Source organism: Planococcus daihaiensis (assembly GCF_049262615.1).
In the GTDB taxonomy this organism is placed as follows: domain Bacteria; phylum Bacillota; class Bacilli; order Bacillales_A; family Planococcaceae; genus Planococcus.
This window is the reverse complement of the sequence record NZ_CP175504.1, coordinates 951,239-969,390: the sequence shown is the minus strand read 5'-3', so window position 1 is coordinate 969,390 and position 18,152 is coordinate 951,239. Positions and strand designations below refer to the sequence as shown.

Here is an 18,152-nt window from a genome sequence, read left to right as displayed (position 1 = left end):
GATACGATAAATAAAAAAAGGAACAGGTGGTACAAAGATGGATATTTCCCTTTCAATTGCATCGTTTCCACTGGATTCTGACACGATACAAGATATGAAGGAACTTTTAGAACTCAGCGAGCAGGATTACAGCAAACCGCTGTTTAAATCCAGCTGGGATCAATTTGATGCCAGCGGTTTCGCCGTGCTTGCCTATACAGAAGAGAATGAATTGCTCGGCTTTGCCGCGGCAATGGATGTCATCGGTTTGGATTCCTATGAATGGTCTGCTTTTGTTCATCCGGGTTTTAGAAGGTTGACCATTGGCTCGGCATTGGCCGGGGGTGTGGATTACGGTTTGAAGCAGCGGCAGGCTGCAGATGAACATGCGGCTTTTGTGGAAGAAGAAAGCGCCAAAAGTTTTATGGAGAGTCTGGGTTATCAACCGGATTTTAAGGAAATAGAGCTTGCAGCGGAACCGCAGGAAGATTTTTCATTGCCGGAGCAAACCGTTGTCATTCCGTACAACGGGGAACTGGATGCGCTCGAGAGGCTGATGTCCGCCGCTTTCGATGAAGAGGTTCTTCCGGTTGTGCATTATAATATAGCAAGCAGTGACCGGGCCGTGTTCCTAATGAAGCGGGATGACGCGTTGGTGGCAAGCGCTGCGCTGATCGATCAAGGGGACAGCGAACTTTGGATAACTGCCTTTGCTGTAAACCCCGCCGACCAGGGGCAAGGCTATGGCAAGGCTTTCCTGTTATGGTGCCGGCAACACGCTGCACAACTGGGGAAAAAACGGGTTGTTCTTGAAGTGGAAACAGAAAATGATGCTTTGGCTGTCTATGAAAAATCGGGTTTTATTCCGGTACATACAGTCGCATATTGGAAAAAGTCTCAATAACGGTTTAAATAAATGTATGCAGAATGATAGCGCAGTTTACCCATCAGCAGAGAAAAAGCAGAGCCAGAAGGAGCCATTCCAATGGATAAATATAATAACGGTCAGAACATTGCCGCAGCGTCAGAAAAAAATATCCGCACTGATTTCAAGGAAAGCATGACTTATGGAGAATATTTGCATCTGGATCAATTGCTGACAGCACAGGACGGGGTCAGCGGCCATCACGACGAAACCCTGTTTATCGTCATTCATCAAGTGTCAGAACTTTGGATGAAATTGATCCTGCATGAACTGCGCGCCGCAATACGCAGCATTGAAGCGGATGATTTGCAGCCGGCGTTCAAGCAAATGGCGCGTGTATCGAAAATTCAATCGCAGATCATTAACGGTTGGGACGTTTTGGCGACGATGACGCCGGCGGAATATATGGAATTTCGCGATGATTTAGGCAATGCCAGTGGGTTCCAGTCCTATCAATACCGGATGATCGAATTCGCTTTGGGCTATAAAACCAAGCATGTACTGAAAATTTACGAGAAGGATCCAGCACTTCTCGAGGAATTAACGGCTGCTTTCAATGCGCCAGGCCTATATGATGCGGCTATTCAAAAATTGGCACGCAGCGGTTTTGCGATAGATAAGGAAGTTCTCGACCGGGACATTACAACGGTTTACGAACCGAATGACAGTGTCAGGGAGGCCTGGATCGCGGTTTATCGTGATGTGGATACGCACTGGGAATTGTATCAAATGGCTGAAAAGCTTGTTGATATCGAAGACTGGCTGCAGCAATGGCGCTTCCGGCATATGAAGACGGTGGAGCGCATCATCGGATTCAAGCAGGGCACAGGCGGCTCGTCGGGAGTCAATTATTTGAAGAAAGTGCTGGATCAATATTTCTTCCCGGAATTATGGGAGATCAGAACAGAAATTTAAGGGGTGTCTTATGAGAATTTACGCACACAGGGGATGTTCAGGAACGCATCCGGAAAATACGTTGGCGGCTTTTAAAGCGGCGGCAGAGTTGCCGATTACAGGTGTTGAAATTGATGTCCATCTGACGATCGATGGCGAAATAGTGGTGATCCACGATGAAAAAGTCAATCGGACAACGGATGGAAAAGGTTATATAAAAGATATGACGTTGAACGAAGTGCGAAAGCTGGATGCGGGTTCATGGTTTTCGGAAGAATGGGCGGGGGAGAAGATTCCCACATTGGATGAAGTGTTCGATGTTTTCCAGGACACCAATCACCGCTTGAATATTGAGTTGAAAACGGATGTGTTCCCTTACGTGGGTCTCGTGGATAAAGTGTTGGAAAAAGCTGAGAGACGCGGCTTTGCTGATCGCATCCTCATTTCTTCTTTTAACCACGAGGATGTGCAGACTGTTTGCCACAAGAAAACGGTGGAATCGGCGATTTTAACATTGGACGTCTATGTCGATGTTTACGATTACGCAAGAGTGGTCGGAACGAACCGCATCCACATGTCGCTGCCGGGAGCTTTTCGCCGTATGGCAACGGATGCATTGCGCAAAGGCGCCATTGTTTATGTCTACACCGTTAATAAGCTTGAATACGCACAACAACTGCAACAAATCGGCATTCACGGTATCTTTACCGATTTTCCAGAGAAAATGCTGGCAGAACTGGAAAGCCCGGTAAATCAATAAAAAAGAACGGCTTCTGATAACCGATATTCCGCAAAACAGCTTGCTAAGACCTTGGCCGAAGCCTGCGAGGTCAAGTCTTTGCGACGAAGCAGCGAAGCGATGCAGGAGCATGCTTATTTTCCCCTTCCCCAAGGAGGCGTCTGCGCTGTTTTGCTCCATATCTCAAAATCGTTTTTTAAAAATGGAGAGCCATCCAAATTCTGCGTTGAATGAGACAGTTGACACTGAGGTTCTACACAGAACCTGAATGAAGCAAAGCAGCGACCAAGACCCCGGAGTGAGCAATGCGAGTGAGAAGGCATGGACGTGAGCTCGTGGAAAGCGTCCGTCTAAAGCGAAATGATTGAAGTGTGTACGTCTTTCTCAATAAAAGAAAAAGAAGACGCCGGCAGCTTGCCGGCGTCTTCTTTTTTTACCATTTCGCATAATGCTCTTCAATGGAGCCAAGCAATTGGGAAATTTTTAACTTCTTTCCGTCTGCGTAGCGTACGTACCCGTTATAATAGCCAAACATCTGATGAACTTCCGATTTGACTAATTTCATATCGCTTTTGGAAATCCGTTCGAAAAAGGGGGTAAATTCCAATTTTACATCATCCGAAAATTTACTGGCAATCTGCCAAGGCTCTTTAAAATTTTCTGTATTGTAGTGAAAAAGTACATCTTCATGAATTTTATGCATTTTGCCATTGACGAAAAAAGCATTCTCCGTCATCCCTGTTCCATCCGTCCATTTGCCGCCAAAATTCAACCCGATAATTTTACCGAGCGACCTTTGCGAAGCCATGGCCCAATTCCAGGAAGATTCCCGGGGCCAAACCCCTCTTCCGGTATCCAATACGGCAAAGCTTTCTACCGGCTCGAAGTTAAAAAGCTCTGCACCTATTTTCACGGTTCCGGTTGCCGGCAGACACAGATGCTTACCGGTGAACTGGAAAGTTTGGCGATTCCATGGAATGACCACATTCATCGACTCGTGGTTTTTGGGGTGGCTGACATCCAGGTCAGCTGTCAGTTTTTCGCCGTCAAAATCATCAACCTCAACTGTAATCCGTGTTGAATCCTGGTTATAAAGAAATTCAATTGCCATTTCAGGATGCTGGAATTTACAGGTTTCCATCGCTTCATCCGCGATGATGCGCTTTCTGGAAAAGGGCATAACGATGGTCTTTTCATAAAAACGCTGGGTTTCGTAGTTCAGGAAATAAACAAAACAGACTGTGGCGTAATCCAAGTGGCTGATGGTAGCAGAAAACATGATTTCTTCTCCGAACACACACCAATAATTCCACTTTTTCTTGCGCATGAAATTGCCTTTAAGGTTGCTGACGATAAGCGGGGTACGTGCAAATCCAATAGCTTCAGGGTTTAACTGGCCTTTGGCATCACAAAGTTCTACGCTCTTATAGATCTCGCGTTCAACATGCTGCATTCCTTCCACCTCACCGTCATTCTGCTTTCATTGTAGCAGAAGAAACGATTGATATCTCCTAATAACTCCCTGCAGCCAAATATTATTGAGGACTCATTCTCCACATAAATGCCAAGGTGCCTTCTCCTGCGTGAACAGCAAGAGATGAACTCAAATCACCGATAACGATTTGTGCTTCCGGAATGACTTTCAACACTTCGCGTTTCAGGTTTTCAGCTTCTTCCAGCGTGTTGCCATGCATAATCTGGAAAGTGTCTACGCCATGTTCTTCATGATCTTTCACGGCGTGGTCGATCAGGTACTTCACAGCTTTCTTGTGGGAGCGGACTTTGTCGATTGGCTTCAATTCACCTTCGGCAGTGAGCTGGACAATCGGTTTGACTTGCAGCAGGCTGCCGATATAATATTGAGCGCCGCTCATCCGGCCGCCTTTATACAATTGGGTGAGATTGCCGATTAAAATGTAATTGCGGAAATCAGCAGTTTCTTTTTCCAGTTTTTTGGCGATTTGTTCTGCTTCAAGGCCTTCTTTTTGCAGCTCCAAGCCGCGTTCCATCAATCCCGTCAAGCCATAGGACAAGGCAAGCGAATCGACTGCATACACTTTGAATTCCGACATATCGGCACCGGCTATGGAAGAGGCGATGGTTCCGCTTAATTTTGCAGAAGCATGGACCGCGATCGCGCAGTCATATTCTTCTTTCAGCTTGTCGTAAAGCTCCGCAAATTTGCCGGCAGACGGCTGAGAGGTTTTCGGGAATTCCGGAGCAGCTTTAATGCGTTCATATAATTGAGCCTGGGTAAGGTCGACTCCGTCAATAAATTCTTCAGTGCCAAAATGGATATTCAGCGGCACAACATAGACATCTGGATGCGCTTTCATTTCTTCGGTAACATAACCTGTTGAATCAATTACCCATGCAATCGGTTTTTTCATAAGTCAACATCCCATCTTTTAATTTTTTTGAATAATAAAACTATAACATGAATAGTATTATGCGGATAGAGCGACACCGCTGAATATTCAGCGATGGCCGCAAACTTGCATCAGCTCTTGGCAAAACGGTTCGTATAGGATTCTTCGATGTCAAAACGATGGCGGTAAACAATAATAATTATGGCAAGAATCAGCGGCCAGACAATGGCGAATACCTGAAGAACGGCTGCCATCGTAATAAAGGCTGTAAAGGCGCATAACATGCATAAAGTGGCACTTTTAAAAAATGGATAAAAGGCGATGAACATGACAAACATGGCGAGAAACAGTTCAGGCGTTAAAAAGAACGTGACGCCGATAAAAACCGCGATGCCTTTTCCGCCGCGTCCAGGGAGCCAAAAAGGGAATAGATGCCCAATCACGGCCAAAAGTCCGGAGACGGCAATGGCCCATAACGGGAAATTGAAATAAAACCCCACAAAAACCAATAATGCCCCTTTCCCGGCATCACCCAGGAACGTCAGCAGAAAAGCCCGCTTGCCGATGACAGCACCGGCGTTGCGTGCGCCAAGATTGCCGCTCAGTTCTTTGGTGAGATCGACCCCTTTCCATTTGCCGACGAGCCAGGCGGTCATGAGCGTTCCGACCAAATAGGAAAAAATAAAATAAATCAGCATTGCATTGCCTCCAATAATTGCTTCTATATGTATATAAGTAAATCAGTTTTTTCTTAGGAATGAAACAGCGCAACGAAAAAACCTTCCCGCTGTCAGGAGCGGGAAGGTGGATAATCTGGATTTATTTCAATGCAGAAGCTTCAAACAGGTAGTCGCAGATGACGCGCAAACCTTTGTCGAAGTTTTCAAGATGGAAATGTTCGTTTGGCGCATGGAAGTTTTCAGACGCCAGGCCGAAGCCCATCAAAACGACAGGGCGTTCAAGAATTTCATCGAACGCGGCAACGATTGGAATCGATCCGCCCATGCGGGTGAACGCTGTCGGCACGCCGTAAATTTTTTCGTAAGAACGGCCGGCTGCCTGAATTGCCGGGTGGTCGAATGGTGTCAGGAACGGCTTGCCTTTATCGAATTCCGTAATTTCAACAGAAACGCCAGCCGGCTTATGCGCTTCGACATGCGCTTTTAATTTGGCGATAATGTCATCCGGATCCTGGTTCGGCACAAGGCGGCAGGTGATTTTGCTGCTGGCTTCTGCTGGCAGCACGGTCTTGATGCCTTCCCCGGAGAAGCCGCCAGTGATGCCGTTGAGTTCAAGGGTCGGACGGATCCATGTGCGTTCAACAAATGAATAGCCCTGTTCGCCAAAATCTTCGGTGATGCCAAGATCCCGCTTTTCATCCTCAAGATTGAATTCGAGGGCGGCGAATTCCGCGCGTTCTTTGTCGGACACCGGCAGCACGTCGTCGTAGAATCCTTCGACTTGGATGACGCCTTCTTTATCGCGGAAGCTTTCCAGAATTTCAACGATGGCATGGAGTGGATTCTGAACAGCCCCGCCGTATAATCCCGAATGCAAATCTCCTTTTGGACCTTTCACATCGATCTGAATGCCGGCGAGCCCGCGTAAGCCATAGCATACTGCCGGTCGGCCCGGCCCTTGCATACCGGTATCCGAGATGACAATGATGTCAGCTTCCAGCGCATTTTTATTTTTCTCGACATATGCCGGCAGACTTGGACTGCCGATTTCCTCTTCACCTTCGATGATGAATTTCATATTGACGGGAAGTTCGCCGTTTTGCTGCAGCAGCGCTTCGGCGGCTTTGATATGCATGAAGGTTTGCCCTTTATCATCGCTTGCTCCGCGCGCGTACAATTTATTGTCGCGAACCTGTGGCTCGAAAGGCGGCGATTCCCAGAGATGCAGCGGGTCGACCGGCTGGACGTCGTAATGGCCATAGACCAATACAGTCGGTTTGCCTTCAGCATGGAGCCAGTCGGCGTAGACGAGCGGATGGCCGCCGGTTTCGTCGATTTTAACATTCTCGAGTCCTGCTTTTTGAAATGCTTTAACCAGCCATTCGGCAGCTGTCAGCATATCTTCTTTGTGTTCGGATAATGAACTGACAGAAGGGATGCGGAGGAACTTTTCCAGTTCTTCGAGATGTTCCCCGCGTCGTTCCTGAAAATAGCGATCAATTTGTTTTGCTTCCATTTAAAAACCTCTTTTCATAAATTTCTTATTAATGGGAAAAGTATAACATAAGGAAGTGATAGTTTTCGACAGATGGAAAAACGCTGTGATATAATTATCATTACGGAAATTAGCTCGTAAAAATTTTGTGTTTTAGACACTGGAGGAAACAATTTTGTTTATAGCGTTGGGAATATTTTTAATGATGTCGTTCTTCTTATCGGGAAGCGAAACGGCATTGACTGCGGTTAATAGGATGAAGGTCCATCTTCGCGCGGAGCAGGGGGATGTAAAAGCACAGAAGCTGCAGAAGTTAATTGCGAAGCCGGACCGGATGATCACTACCATATTAATCGGAAATAATATCGCCAATATCATGCTGCCAACCCTTGTTACCATGATTGCTATTGATAGAGGATGGGAAGTCGGGCTTGCTACGGCAATTTTGACGCTCACATTGATTATCTTCGGTGAAGTGCTGCCAAAAACCATTGCGGCAACATTTTCGGATAAAGTCGCCTATATTGTTGGTCCTGTAATCTGGGTGCTTGTGGTTTTACTCAAGCCGCTTACTTGGCTGCTCGCGCAGTTCACCAATGTATTCATCCGCATCATTTCAAAAGGCCACGTCAAAGAAGCGACGATGACCAAGGAAGAATTGCGGACCATGGTGGATATCGCCTCGACTGAAGGTACTTTTGAAGAAGATGAATCTGAACGCATCAAAGGCGTCCTGGATTTTCCGCACAAAGACGTTTCGGACGTCATGTCTGCCCACCGGACAGATATTGTCGGGATTCCGTTGGATTCAACTTACGAAGAAATCCGGGATCTGATTCTGGATTCCTCGTATACCCGTTACCCGGTATATGAAGACAGCCTGGATAACGTAGTTGGCCTGTTTTATTCCAAGAAATTGATCGAATGGTCAATGAACCCGAATCTGACGCTGCAGGAATTGATGGATGATAACCCATTATTCGTAGTGCAGTCCGTCAGCGTTGAAAAAGTATTCAAAATGATGATGGCCAAGAAAAAACATATGGCGGTTATTTTGGATGAATACGGCGGAACGCTCGGAATTGTCACACACGAAGACATTATCGAAGAAATGATCGGCCAGGATATCGAAGACGAGACGGATGAGGAAGATGATGAGCTGGTCTTTGTTATGACCGACACGACCTTATCCTGCCACGGCCGCCTGGAAATCGAAGATGTCAACGAAATGTTCGAAGTGGAAGTGCCGAACGACCACGATACCATCGCCGGATTTGTCATGCAGCAGCTTGGCCACGTGCCGGACGAAGGCGAACAATTCACATATGAGAATCTGCACGTCGAAGTAAATGAAATGGACCGCAACCGGATTGTCCGGTTGACGATCACAAAAAAAAGTGAAGAAGTCTACGCGTAAACCTGCCTTTGGGCGGGTTTTTTTGTTGTCCAGACTCCGGCGGCCCAGCTCTTCGGATCATAAGCCGGTCCAATTACGTGGCAAAAACCGCCACTTCATTGTTCCGTCTTGTGCCTTTCAGAGCTAAACGGGCGCCGTCGCTTTTCTTTATTACAACAATGTAAGGCAAATGAAAGCGGGAGCGATAGAGTGAAAGGTTCCTTTCCGGCACAATAAGGTTAATAAGAAAAACTGGACGGAGGAACCTTTCATGGAAAGTTTATACACAGAGTACAATCGCTATATTTATCATTTATGCCTGAAGCTGACGCGCAATAAAGTCGAGGCCGAAGATCTGATGCAAGAAGTGTGGCTGAAAGTGGTACGTTATGAATCGTCAATCGAGGATGTCAATCATGTCAAAGCCTGGCTGACAACAATCTGTATGAATACTTTCCGTGATCGGTACCGTAAAAATGTACGCCGCAGCAAACATGTGCAGCAGCAGCCGGAAGGCCTGGATATTTCCCTGCTGGACCTTATCCCGTCAGATACTGCCGGAGCTGCAGAAATATTGGAGCAACAGGATGTTTCGGTTTTGCTGCAAAATAAGATTTCGCAATTGGATACGATTTACCGGACGACAATCGTCTATTTTTATGTCCATCAGCTATCATTGATTGAAATTGCCGAAGCGATGAAAGTGTCGATTGGGACTGTCAAATCCCGTCTTTTCCGCGGTAAGCAAAGGTTGAAGGATTTATTGCTTGAAGATGTACAGACGCGCGAATACGTCTTGCCTGCTTAAAGTCGCTTTTCTGTTGTTTCTATATATAATGAAAGATGTGCCGAAATGGGGCATGTCTTTTTTTGTGAAAATTTATCGGATATGAGTTTGCAGAACTATTTAATATAATAGGATAAAATATTGGAAAATATTTAAAGAATTTTTTCTGCAATTGCAGTAGAATTAGGACAGATGAGGGGGACATGAGGATGAAAAAAAGAGTGAGCGGCTGGAGCAAACGCAAAAGAATAATTATGGGCATTCTCGGCGTGCTCGCAATGATGTATATTGGGGTAATTGTCTGGCATACGTTTAAACCCTTGCCTGAGGGCCTCCAATACGCAGGCGATCTCCACCAGGTGGAAGACGTGGAAATGATTTACGACCTGTCTTTTGCTCAGGATCAGGAAGGTACAGATTTGCAACATGAGCTGCGAATTTTTGATGAAATCTATGCAATGATTGAAGAAGCAGAGGAATTTATCGTCATTGATCTGTTCCTTTTTGATAACTATTCGGATCTGGAAGTCGATTTTCCTGCAGTGGCGGAAACGCTGACCAATAAATTGCTGGCAAAAAAAGAGGAAGATCCTGATTTCCCCATTTATTTCATAACGGATCCACTGAATTTTGGGTACGGATCTTATGAAAGCCAGCTGCTCGGTACGATGGAAGACGAAGGCATTGAAGTGATCGTGACGGATCTGGACGAGCTGCGTGATTCCACACCGTTATATTCGGGACTTTACCGAGTCGTTTTTCAGTGGTTTGATGCAGGCGGAAAGGGCTGGCTGCCGAATGGCATGTCGAGTGATGCGCCTGAGTTGACGATTTCATCGTATCTGAAAATGATGAACATCAAAGCCAATCACCGCAAAGCAGTCATTACGGAAAAAGAGGCAATCATCAGTTCCGCCAATCCGCATAACGCCAGTGGCCTGCATGGCAATATGGCTTTTAAAGTAAGTGGTCCGGTGATAAATGATATTTTGGAATCAGAAGAGGCGGTTTCGAAATTTTCCGGGGGACCGGAATTTCCGCGTGCAGAGGTACAAGAACAGCAAGGCGATTACCAGGTACAATACGTGACGGAAAAGAAAGTGCTGGATACGCTAGTAGCGGATATAGAGAAGACTGAAGAAGGCGACAGCATCCATCTGGCTATGTTCTATATAGCCGAAGGCGCTGTCGTGAACGCGCTCACCGAAGCTGCCAATCGTGGTGTGAAGGTGAGAATGGTGCTCGATCCGAACGAAAATGCGTTCGGGACAGAGAAAACCGGCCTGCCCAATCGTCCGGCTGTTCATGAAATGCTCGCGGAAACGGATGATCGGATCGAAGTGCGCTGGTATAATGCCGTGGTCGGCCAATTCCATACCAAATCAATCATGATCAATACTGCGGAAGAAAGCTATATTTCCGGCGGCTCGACCAATTACACGGAACGAGCCTTCATGAATTATAATGTTGAAAGCAATCTCCGGATCGTTGCCCCGAATGACAGTGAACTCGTCGGGGAGATGGATGAGTATTTTGACCGTATATGGGATAACGAAGATGCACTGTATACCCTTGAGACAGACGCTTATCAGGATGACTTCACATTCTGGCAGCGGGGGATTTACGGTTTCCAGAAAATCTTTAAGTTAACAACATATTAAAAAAAAGAGCTCTTCCCGAAACCGGGAAGGGCTCTTTGACCGTTTTATTTGATTTGCGGCTCTTTGCCTGATGTGATCCATTCTTCTACGTCCCAAACTTTCGTTGCAAGGCCTTCGTAAAATTCAGGTTCGTGACTGACGAGTACGATGGTGCCTTTGTAAGCTTGCATCGCACGTTTCAATTCGGCTTTGGCGTCGATGTCCAAGTGGTTAGTCGGTTCATCGAAAATCAGCCAATTGCTTTCTTCCATCATTAATTTGCATAAACGGACTTTGGCTTGTTCGCCACCGCTCAGTTGCGTCATCGAACGGGAGATGTGTTCGTTTTTCAAACCGGTGCGTGCAAGTGCGCCGCGCACTTGCCCCTGATCCATGCTCGGGTAAGCGGCCCAGATTTCATCAAGCGGCGTATGGGTAGGCGCTTTGGTTTCCTGTTCAAAATAACTCGGTGTTAAATATTCTCCCAGAAGAACGTTGCCGTCTAAAGGTTTAATTTTGCCAAGCATCGTTTTGAGTAATGTCGATTTCCCGACGCCGTTCATGCCGACGAGCGCAATTTTTTCACCGCGTTCGATCATGAACGACAACGGCGGCAATAAGGGATTGTCATAGCCGATCGACAACGCTTCCGCTTCCACTACATAGCGGCTCGGGCTGCGTGTTTCCTTGAATGCAAATTGCGGTTTCGCCGCAACTTCAGGCTTGTCGATGCGGTCCATACGGTCAAGCTGTTTCTGGCGTGACTTCGCGCGTCCGGTAGTTGAGGCACGCGCTTTGTTTTTGGCAATGAACGTTTCAGTCTTCTTGATCATATCTTCTTGTCTTTCATAAGCATCCAGATGCTGCTGCTTGGCTAGCTCCGCCAACTCGATGAATTTTTCGTAACTTGCCGTGTAGCGTGACAGACGTGAGAATTCCAAATGGAAAATGACACCCGTCACTGAACTCATAAATTCTGTATCATGGGAAATCAAAAGGAACGCATGCGGATAGTTTTTCAAATAATTGACGAGCCACTGGATATGTTCTTCGTCGAGATAGTTGGTCGGCTCATCGAGCAAAAGGACTTTTGGTTTTTCCAAAAGAAGCTTCGCCAACAGCAATTTCGTGCGCTGTCCGCCGGATAACGCTTCAACCGGACGTTCGAGTCCGATTGCATCCAGCCCAAGGCCACGTGCAATTTCGTCGATTTTGCCATCAAGCGTATAGAAGTCACCGGCATCAAGCGTATCTTGCGCTTCGGCCATCTGCTCCATCAATTCTTCAAGATCAGCATCAGGTTCGCCCATCTTCATAGCGATTTCATTTAACTCTTCTTCCTTTTTGTAAAGCGGAAGAAACGCATCCTGCATCGTTTCGCGGATTGTCCGCCCCGGCTGCAATTGCGTGTGCTGATCCAGGTAACCGTAATGCGTGCGCGGCTGCCATTCGACACGGCCTTCATCGTGGATTAATTTGCCTGTTAAAATATTCATCATCGTCGATTTGCCGACACCGTTTGCGCCGACAAGGCCGACATGTTCGCCTTCGATCAAGCGGAAAGACACGTCGTTAAACAATGTCCGGTCGCCGAATGTGTGGCTTAAATTTTCTACTGTCAATAAACTCATGTAAGTAATTCCTCCATTTATAGCTGTAAAGCCCGGTCGTTTGGTGACCGTCCATAGCATTCAATATTCTAATTGTCTGTCCGTTTCCGTGGCTGGAGCTCTGCTCGCTTACAGGAAAGCACTCAATAAAAAAACCGCGGTTACAAAGCCGCGAGTTTTTGGTTTAATTCCGCCAGTTGCTGTTCCATTCGTTCGAGACGCTGTTCCGCCTTCTCCACCATTTTGGCGTGTCCTGTCGTTTCCAGTTTCTCGATATCACCTTGATGGCGAACGTAATCCATCTTTAATTCAGCGATTTCATATTCGATTTCCTGCCTGTTCACATAATCACCCGCATTTTTCCTTCATTATAGCATATTTTAATGAAATTAAAATCATTTCGACTGGCATACCGCTTTTAATTGGAGGAATAATAAACGTATAATATGGAAATAGATTTAAAGAGGGGGCGAAAGCTTATCGATACTTTATTATTTGATCTCATGTTAATCATCTTTCTCGGCGTCGTTTCACAATGGCTGGCCTGGCGCTTTCGCTTTCCTGCTATTGTCCTGATGTCGATAGCCGGCCTGATCGTCGGTCCGTTTTTGGGCATCATTGATCCGGAAGAAAGTTTCGGGGAATTATTTAAACCTTTCATATCACTGGCTGTTGCCATCATTTTATTTGAAGGAAGTTTGAATTTGAATTTCAAGGAAATCCGGGGATTCAATAAGCCGGTGCTGCGGATTGTCACAATCGGTGCATTTATCGCCTGGATCACCGGCTCGCTTGCAGCCCATTACATAGCCGGGTTGTCGTGGGCAGTGGCTTTCGTCATTGGCGGCCTCTTCATCGTCACCGGCCCGACCGTCATCCTGCCGCTGCTGCGCCAGGCAAAATTGAAAGCCCGTCCGGCGGCAATCCTCAAATGGGAAGGCATTGTCGTCGATCCGTTCGGCGCATTGCTGGCATTATTCGCGTTTCAGTTTGTGCTGTTTGCAATCGGTGACGAAACTGCCGGTGCGTTCGGCCTGTTCTTCCTGGCGTCGCTATTTGCTGTGGCACTTGGCGCAGGAGTTGGCTGGCTGCTTGGCTGGTTGTTCGAGAACGGCCAGGTGCCGGAATTCCTTAAGGCGCCGATCGTTTTCGGCGTCGTGCTGCTGACATTCGTGCTCTCTGACATTGTCATGCATGAAACCGGGTTGCTCGCAGTTACTGCAATGGGAATGGTCATGGCGAACATGCACATCGCATCCATCAACGACATGCGGCATTTCAAAGAGAACATCTCGGTGTTGCTGATTTCGAGTATTTTCGTCATGCTCACCGCCTCGTTAAGCCTCGATGTCCTGATTGAAATCTTCAATTGGCGCATCATCGCATTTGTGTTGGCGACCCTGTTCCTCGTGCGCCCTTTGTCGATTTGGCTGTCGACAATCCGTACGGATCTGACATGGCAGGAAAAAACACTGATCGGCTGGATTGCGCCTCGGGGCATTGTGGCGCTGACAGTTTCCGGTTATTTCGCGGGCGTTTTGCTCGATGCCGGATTTGAAGATGCTGAACTATTAACGGCCCTGACATTCGCTTTGGTGTTCTCAACAGTTGTCGCCCATGGCTTTACAATCGGCTGGGTAGGGCGAAAACTTGGACTGTCCACTGGCGATGAACCCGGAATCATCATTGTTGGCGTCGGGCGCTTTGTCATCAAGCTGGGTGAAGCCCTTTCCGGAAACAAAAAAAATGTGCTTATCATGGACCCTTCGTGGGGAAGGCTGCAACCCGCCCGCCTCGCTGGATTGAAAACTTTCACCGGAGAGATTCTTTCCGAACACACCGAATATGAGATGGATTTTACTCCTTACGAAACAATGCTGCTGGCAGGGGAAATCGATTCCTATAATGCATTGGTCGTGAATAATTATGTGCCGGAGTTCGGCCGTGAAAACCTGTACCAGACAGCAATCCACCAAGGCGATCCGGCTGATTTCCATGCTTCATTGAAAGGCAGAATGCTGTTCGGGAATGAATGGAATATACATGAATTGGATAAGAAAGCCGAAGAGGGCTATACAATTCGCAAAACGCAATTGACCGAACAATACACATACGAAGAATACAAGCGGAACTCGAGCTCCGATACCATCCTGCTCTACCTTCAACGGGAGCAAGGGAAAATCGAGTTCTTCACTAGCGGCAATCTGCCGGAACCGAAACTGGGCGATACGATTGTCAGTTTCACGTCTCCGGAGAGCCAATCCGACCGCATCCAGGAACGTCTGCAAAACAAGCGCGCCAAGAACGCGCCATCTCAGCCTAAAGAATGAAATCTCGATTTCATAAGGTATTTCGATACGTATCCGCAATCGCTGTTTGTTATGATGGAATAAAGCTTGGTCAGGTAATCTTTTTTTATTGCCGGATCAGCAAAGAAAAAATAATGAGAGGCAGCAAGGCTGCCCAGCATATACGGACTCGAGGAGGAACAGTTTTATGAAGATTTTATTAGTGGACGGCACCATCGTGGGAAGAAAAACGGGTGCGGTATTGGAGCAGATTAAAATGTATATCCAGGAATTCGAGCCGGAAATGGAACTCGACATCCTAAGCCTGGCTGATTACGAGCATCAATTCGTCGATGGACGACCGCTCGGCGAATACAATGAGAGCATGCAAGAACTGGCTCGCCGCTTTAACGAGGCGGATGGTTATATTATTGCATCGCCAATATTCCAGGGTTCGATTCCTGGCGTTTTGAAAAATACATTCGATCTGTTGCATCCGCATACGATGCGTTACAAACCGGTATCGATTGTGGCAAACGGCGGCACCTACCAGCATCACTTGGTCATCGAAAATCAGCTGAAGCCGATTCTCGACTATTTCCGCTGTCTCGTGACGCCGAATTATGTGTACACGCACACGAGCCATTTTGATGCCGACAACAATATTGTTAATGAAGACGTCCACGACCGCCTTCGCGAGCTGGCCCGCGTTTTCGTGCAATACGCCGAAATGAGCAAGCATCTATCAAAGGAAACATTGGATAAACACTGAGCTTGATGAGACGAGAAAAAACCTCCTGCGGGAGGTTTTTTTGAGTTGTTGAAGAGTGACTGCAGCTTTACAATAGTGCCTTGGCATATGTTTCCTTCGAGTGAAGATATGGAGCTTTCCAGTTGTTATGCAGAGATCAAAATGTAAAAGCAAAATTCAAGAGAAAAATGGATGCTTTTCGCTCAAACCCATGCGAAAAGCGAAAAACCGCAAGTTCAAAAGCATAGCGGGCGTTTTCGCGGAGCGAAAATGCCCTGCTCTTAAGGAAATCTTCGCATTTGAGAAGATTTTTTCAATTCATCCTGAGGTTTTATTCCCATAAAATAAATTTGAAAACCCCATCCAACTGCCTTCCACAGTTGAAAATGTTATAATAACCAAATGAGAAATGAGGGTGAATAAATATGAAATCAATCGTAATAGCGGAAAAACCATCGGTGGCGCGCGACATTGCGCGTGTGCTCGGATGCAGCCAGAAAGGGAATGGCTTTTTTGAAGGACAGCAGCATATTGTCACGTGGGCGCTGGGCCATTTGGTGACGCATGCGCAGCCGGAGCAATACGACAACGACTTCAAGGAATGGAAGATGGAGACTCTGCCGATCATTCCGAAACCGTTCAAACTGGTGCCGATCAAACAATCAATGAAGCAATTCAACGCGGTCAAAGCGCAGCTGAACCGTGGCGACGTGAAAGACGTGATCATCGCAACGGATGCCGGGCGCGAAGGGGAACTTGTGGCGCGCTGGATCCTGGAGAAAACGAACAACAGGAAGCCAATCAAACGTCTGTGGATTTCGTCGGTTACCGACAAAGCGATCATAGACGGCTTCAACAACCTGAAAGACGGCAAAGCTTACGAAAATCTCTACCAGGCGGCAGTTGCGCGGGCGGAAGCTGACTGGGTTGTCGGCATTAACGCGACACGCGCATTGACGGTGAAATACAACGCGCAGCTATCGACCGGCCGTGTGCAGACGCCGACGCTTGCGATGATTGCGGAGCGCGAACAGCAAATCCGCAACTTCCAGCCGAAGCCATATTTCGGCATGCAGGCGATTACGGACCAGGCCGCGTTCACATGGACGGACGGCAATTCGACACAATCGTTTGATAAGGCGAAGATCGATGCTTTATTCGCGAAGCTGGACCAAACGCATGAAGGCACTGTGACAGACATCAAAATCACACCGAAGAAACAGCCGGCACCGCCTTTATTCGACTTGACCGAACTGCAAAAAGAAGCGTATAAACGCTATAGCTGGTCGGCAAAAGAGACGCTCAACACGCTGCAGAACCTGTATGAGCGCTATAAAATCGTGACTTATCCGCGGACGGATTCGAAGCATTTGACGTCCGACATGAAAGATACGCTGAAAGGCCGCATCAAAGCGGTGCAGACGGGACCATACCGCCCGCTTGCTGCGACGATCCTCAAATCGCCGGTGGCGGCGCAAAAAGGGGTCATCGATGATGCGAAAGTATCCGACCACCACGCCATCATTCCGACGGAGGAGGCTCCGCCGCTGCATGAACTGTCGGCGAACGAGCATAAATTATACGATATGATCGTCAAGCGTTTCCTGGCGGTGTTTTATCCGCAATATGAGTATGACCAGACGACGGTCAAACTTGAAGCTGGAGGCGAGACGTTCCAGGCAAAAGGCAATACAGTGCGCAATGAAGGCTGGAAACGGATCTACCTCGATGACAACGAAGACAAAGACACGACCTTGCCGAAATTTGAAAAGGGGCAGACGCTGCACATCAAAGGCATCTCCCTGACCGAAGGCAAAACGAAGCCGCCCGCTTTCTTCAATGAAGGAACGCTGCTCGGCGCGATGGAAAATCCGGCGCAGTTCATGGCCGGTGAATCGAAGGAATCCATCCGGACACTCGGCGAAACGGGTGGGCTTGGAACCGTAGCAACACGTGCGGACGTCATCGATAAATTATTCAATACTTTCCTGATCGAGAAAAAAGGCAAAGATTTGACGATCACCTCAAAAGGGCGGCAATTGCTGGAACTTGTGCCAGAAGATTTGAAATCACCGAAACTGACAGCGGACTGGGAGCAGCAGCTGACGAAAATCGCCAAAGGGCAACTGAAAAAAGCGGTCTTCATTCAGGAAATGATCCTATTTGCCGAAAAATCGGTGTCCGACATCAAGAAGAGCGACAAAAAATTCAAGCACGATAACATCAGCGGCAAGATGTGCCCGGATTGCGGCAAGCCACTCCTTGAAGTCAACGGCAAGCGCGGCAAGATGAATGTCTGCCAGGACCGCGAATGCGGCTACAAGAAACAAGTGGCGATGCTGACGAATGCGCGCTGCCCGAATTGCCATAAGAAATTGGAAATGCAGGGAGAAGGCGACGGCAAGATCTTTGTCTGCAAATGCGGCCACCGCGAAAAGCTGTCGGCATTTGAGAAACGCAAGAAATCCGGCCAGTCCAAAGCGACCAAAAAAGACGTCAATCAATTCTTGAAGCAGCAGGACGAGCCGCCGCAAAATAACGCAATGGCGGAAGCATTGAAGAAAATGATGGAACAAAAAGACTGACAGGAGTTGGCGAA

General features: G+C 47.4%; 15 protein-coding genes. 9 read left to right on the top strand and 6 right to left on the bottom strand.

Translation table 11 applies throughout. From position 1 onward, the window contains the following. Positions 1-37 precede the first annotated feature (37 nt). From DHX103_RS04550 to DHX103_RS04540, 3 genes are all read left to right on the top strand, one after another. Entirely contained in the window at positions 38-883 is an 846-nt protein-coding gene (locus DHX103_RS04550) for a GNAT family N-acetyltransferase (RefSeq protein WP_422124087.1), read from the top strand. Between the two features lie 81 nt (positions 884-964). Then, the gene (kynA, locus tag DHX103_RS04545) at positions 965-1,819 is read left to right on the top strand and encodes a tryptophan 2,3-dioxygenase (RefSeq protein WP_422124086.1); all 855 of its coding nucleotides are present in this window, start codon (positions 965-967) and stop codon (positions 1,817-1,819) included. Between the two features lie 10 nt (positions 1,820-1,829). Beyond that, positions 1,830-2,558, top strand: coding sequence for a glycerophosphodiester phosphodiesterase (locus DHX103_RS04540; protein ID WP_422124085.1), 729 nt, complete (start codon positions 1,830-1,832; stop codon positions 2,556-2,558). A 412-nt stretch (positions 2,559-2,970) separates the two neighbouring features. Here DHX103_RS04540 and DHX103_RS04535 read toward each other — a convergent pair whose 3' ends face one another. From DHX103_RS04535 to DHX103_RS04520, 4 genes are all read right to left on the bottom strand, one after another. After that, positions 2,971-3,990 carry a DUF2804 domain-containing protein gene (locus DHX103_RS04535; protein ID WP_422124084.1) on the bottom strand — a complete coding sequence of 340 codons (1,020 nt, stop codon included), beginning with the start codon at positions 3,988-3,990 and terminating at the stop codon, positions 2,971-2,973. A gap of 82 nt (positions 3,991-4,072) precedes the next feature. Continuing rightward, positions 4,073-4,927: a DegV family protein gene (locus DHX103_RS04530; protein WP_422124083.1), complete on the bottom strand. Its 855-nt coding sequence runs from the start codon at positions 4,925-4,927 to the stop codon at positions 4,073-4,075. Positions 4,928-5,037: 110 nt separating this feature from the next. Continuing rightward, positions 5,038-5,604: a glycerol-3-phosphate acyltransferase gene (locus DHX103_RS04525; RefSeq protein WP_422124082.1), complete on the bottom strand. Its 567-nt coding sequence runs from the start codon at positions 5,602-5,604 to the stop codon at positions 5,038-5,040. Between the two features lie 121 nt (positions 5,605-5,725). After that, on the bottom strand, positions 5,726-7,102 hold the full coding sequence (locus tag DHX103_RS04520) for a dipeptidase (RefSeq protein WP_422124081.1): 1,377 nt from the start codon (positions 7,100-7,102) through the stop codon (positions 5,726-5,728). A gap of 154 nt (positions 7,103-7,256) precedes the next feature. On the opposite strand from DHX103_RS04520, the gene DHX103_RS04515 reads away from it, so the two are divergent. From DHX103_RS04515 to DHX103_RS04505, 3 genes are all read left to right on the top strand, one after another. Next, a complete protein-coding gene (locus DHX103_RS04515; protein ID WP_422124080.1) occupies positions 7,257-8,498 on the top strand; it encodes a CNNM domain-containing protein in 1,242 nt (413 codons plus the stop codon). Between the two features lie 250 nt (positions 8,499-8,748). Beyond that, positions 8,749-9,285, top strand: a complete 537-nt coding sequence (locus DHX103_RS04510; protein WP_422124079.1) for an RNA polymerase sigma factor — start codon at positions 8,749-8,751, stop codon at positions 9,283-9,285. A 188-nt stretch (positions 9,286-9,473) separates the two neighbouring features. Next, positions 9,474-10,925: a phospholipase D-like domain-containing protein gene (locus tag DHX103_RS04505; RefSeq protein WP_422124078.1), complete on the top strand. Its 1,452-nt coding sequence runs from the start codon at positions 9,474-9,476 to the stop codon at positions 10,923-10,925. 44 nt (positions 10,926-10,969) lie between these two features. Here DHX103_RS04505 and DHX103_RS04500 read toward each other — a convergent pair whose 3' ends face one another. Both DHX103_RS04500 and DHX103_RS04495 read right to left on the bottom strand, forming a co-directional pair. Beyond that, positions 10,970-12,535, bottom strand: coding sequence for an ABC-F family ATP-binding cassette domain-containing protein (locus DHX103_RS04500; RefSeq protein ID WP_422124077.1), 1,566 nt, complete (start codon positions 12,533-12,535; stop codon positions 10,970-10,972). Positions 12,536-12,675: 140 nt separating this feature from the next. Beyond that, on the bottom strand, positions 12,676-12,858 hold the full coding sequence (locus DHX103_RS04495) for an SE1832 family protein (RefSeq protein ID WP_422124076.1): 183 nt from the start codon (positions 12,856-12,858) through the stop codon (positions 12,676-12,678). A gap of 102 nt (positions 12,859-12,960) precedes the next feature. On the opposite strand from DHX103_RS04495, the gene DHX103_RS04490 reads away from it, so the two are divergent. From DHX103_RS04490 to DHX103_RS04480, 3 genes are all read left to right on the top strand, one after another. After that, positions 12,961-14,844: a cation:proton antiporter gene (locus DHX103_RS04490; RefSeq protein ID WP_422124075.1), complete on the top strand. Its 1,884-nt coding sequence runs from the start codon at positions 12,961-12,963 to the stop codon at positions 14,842-14,844. A 166-nt stretch (positions 14,845-15,010) separates the two neighbouring features. Beyond that, positions 15,011-15,574 carry an NADPH-dependent FMN reductase gene (locus DHX103_RS04485; protein WP_422124074.1) on the top strand — a complete coding sequence of 188 codons (564 nt, stop codon included), beginning with the start codon at positions 15,011-15,013 and terminating at the stop codon, positions 15,572-15,574. A gap of 404 nt (positions 15,575-15,978) precedes the next feature. Beyond that, on the top strand, positions 15,979-18,138 hold the full coding sequence (locus tag DHX103_RS04480; RefSeq protein ID WP_422124073.1) for a DNA topoisomerase III: 2,160 nt from the start codon (positions 15,979-15,981) through the stop codon (positions 18,136-18,138). Positions 18,139-18,152 lie beyond the last annotated feature (14 nt).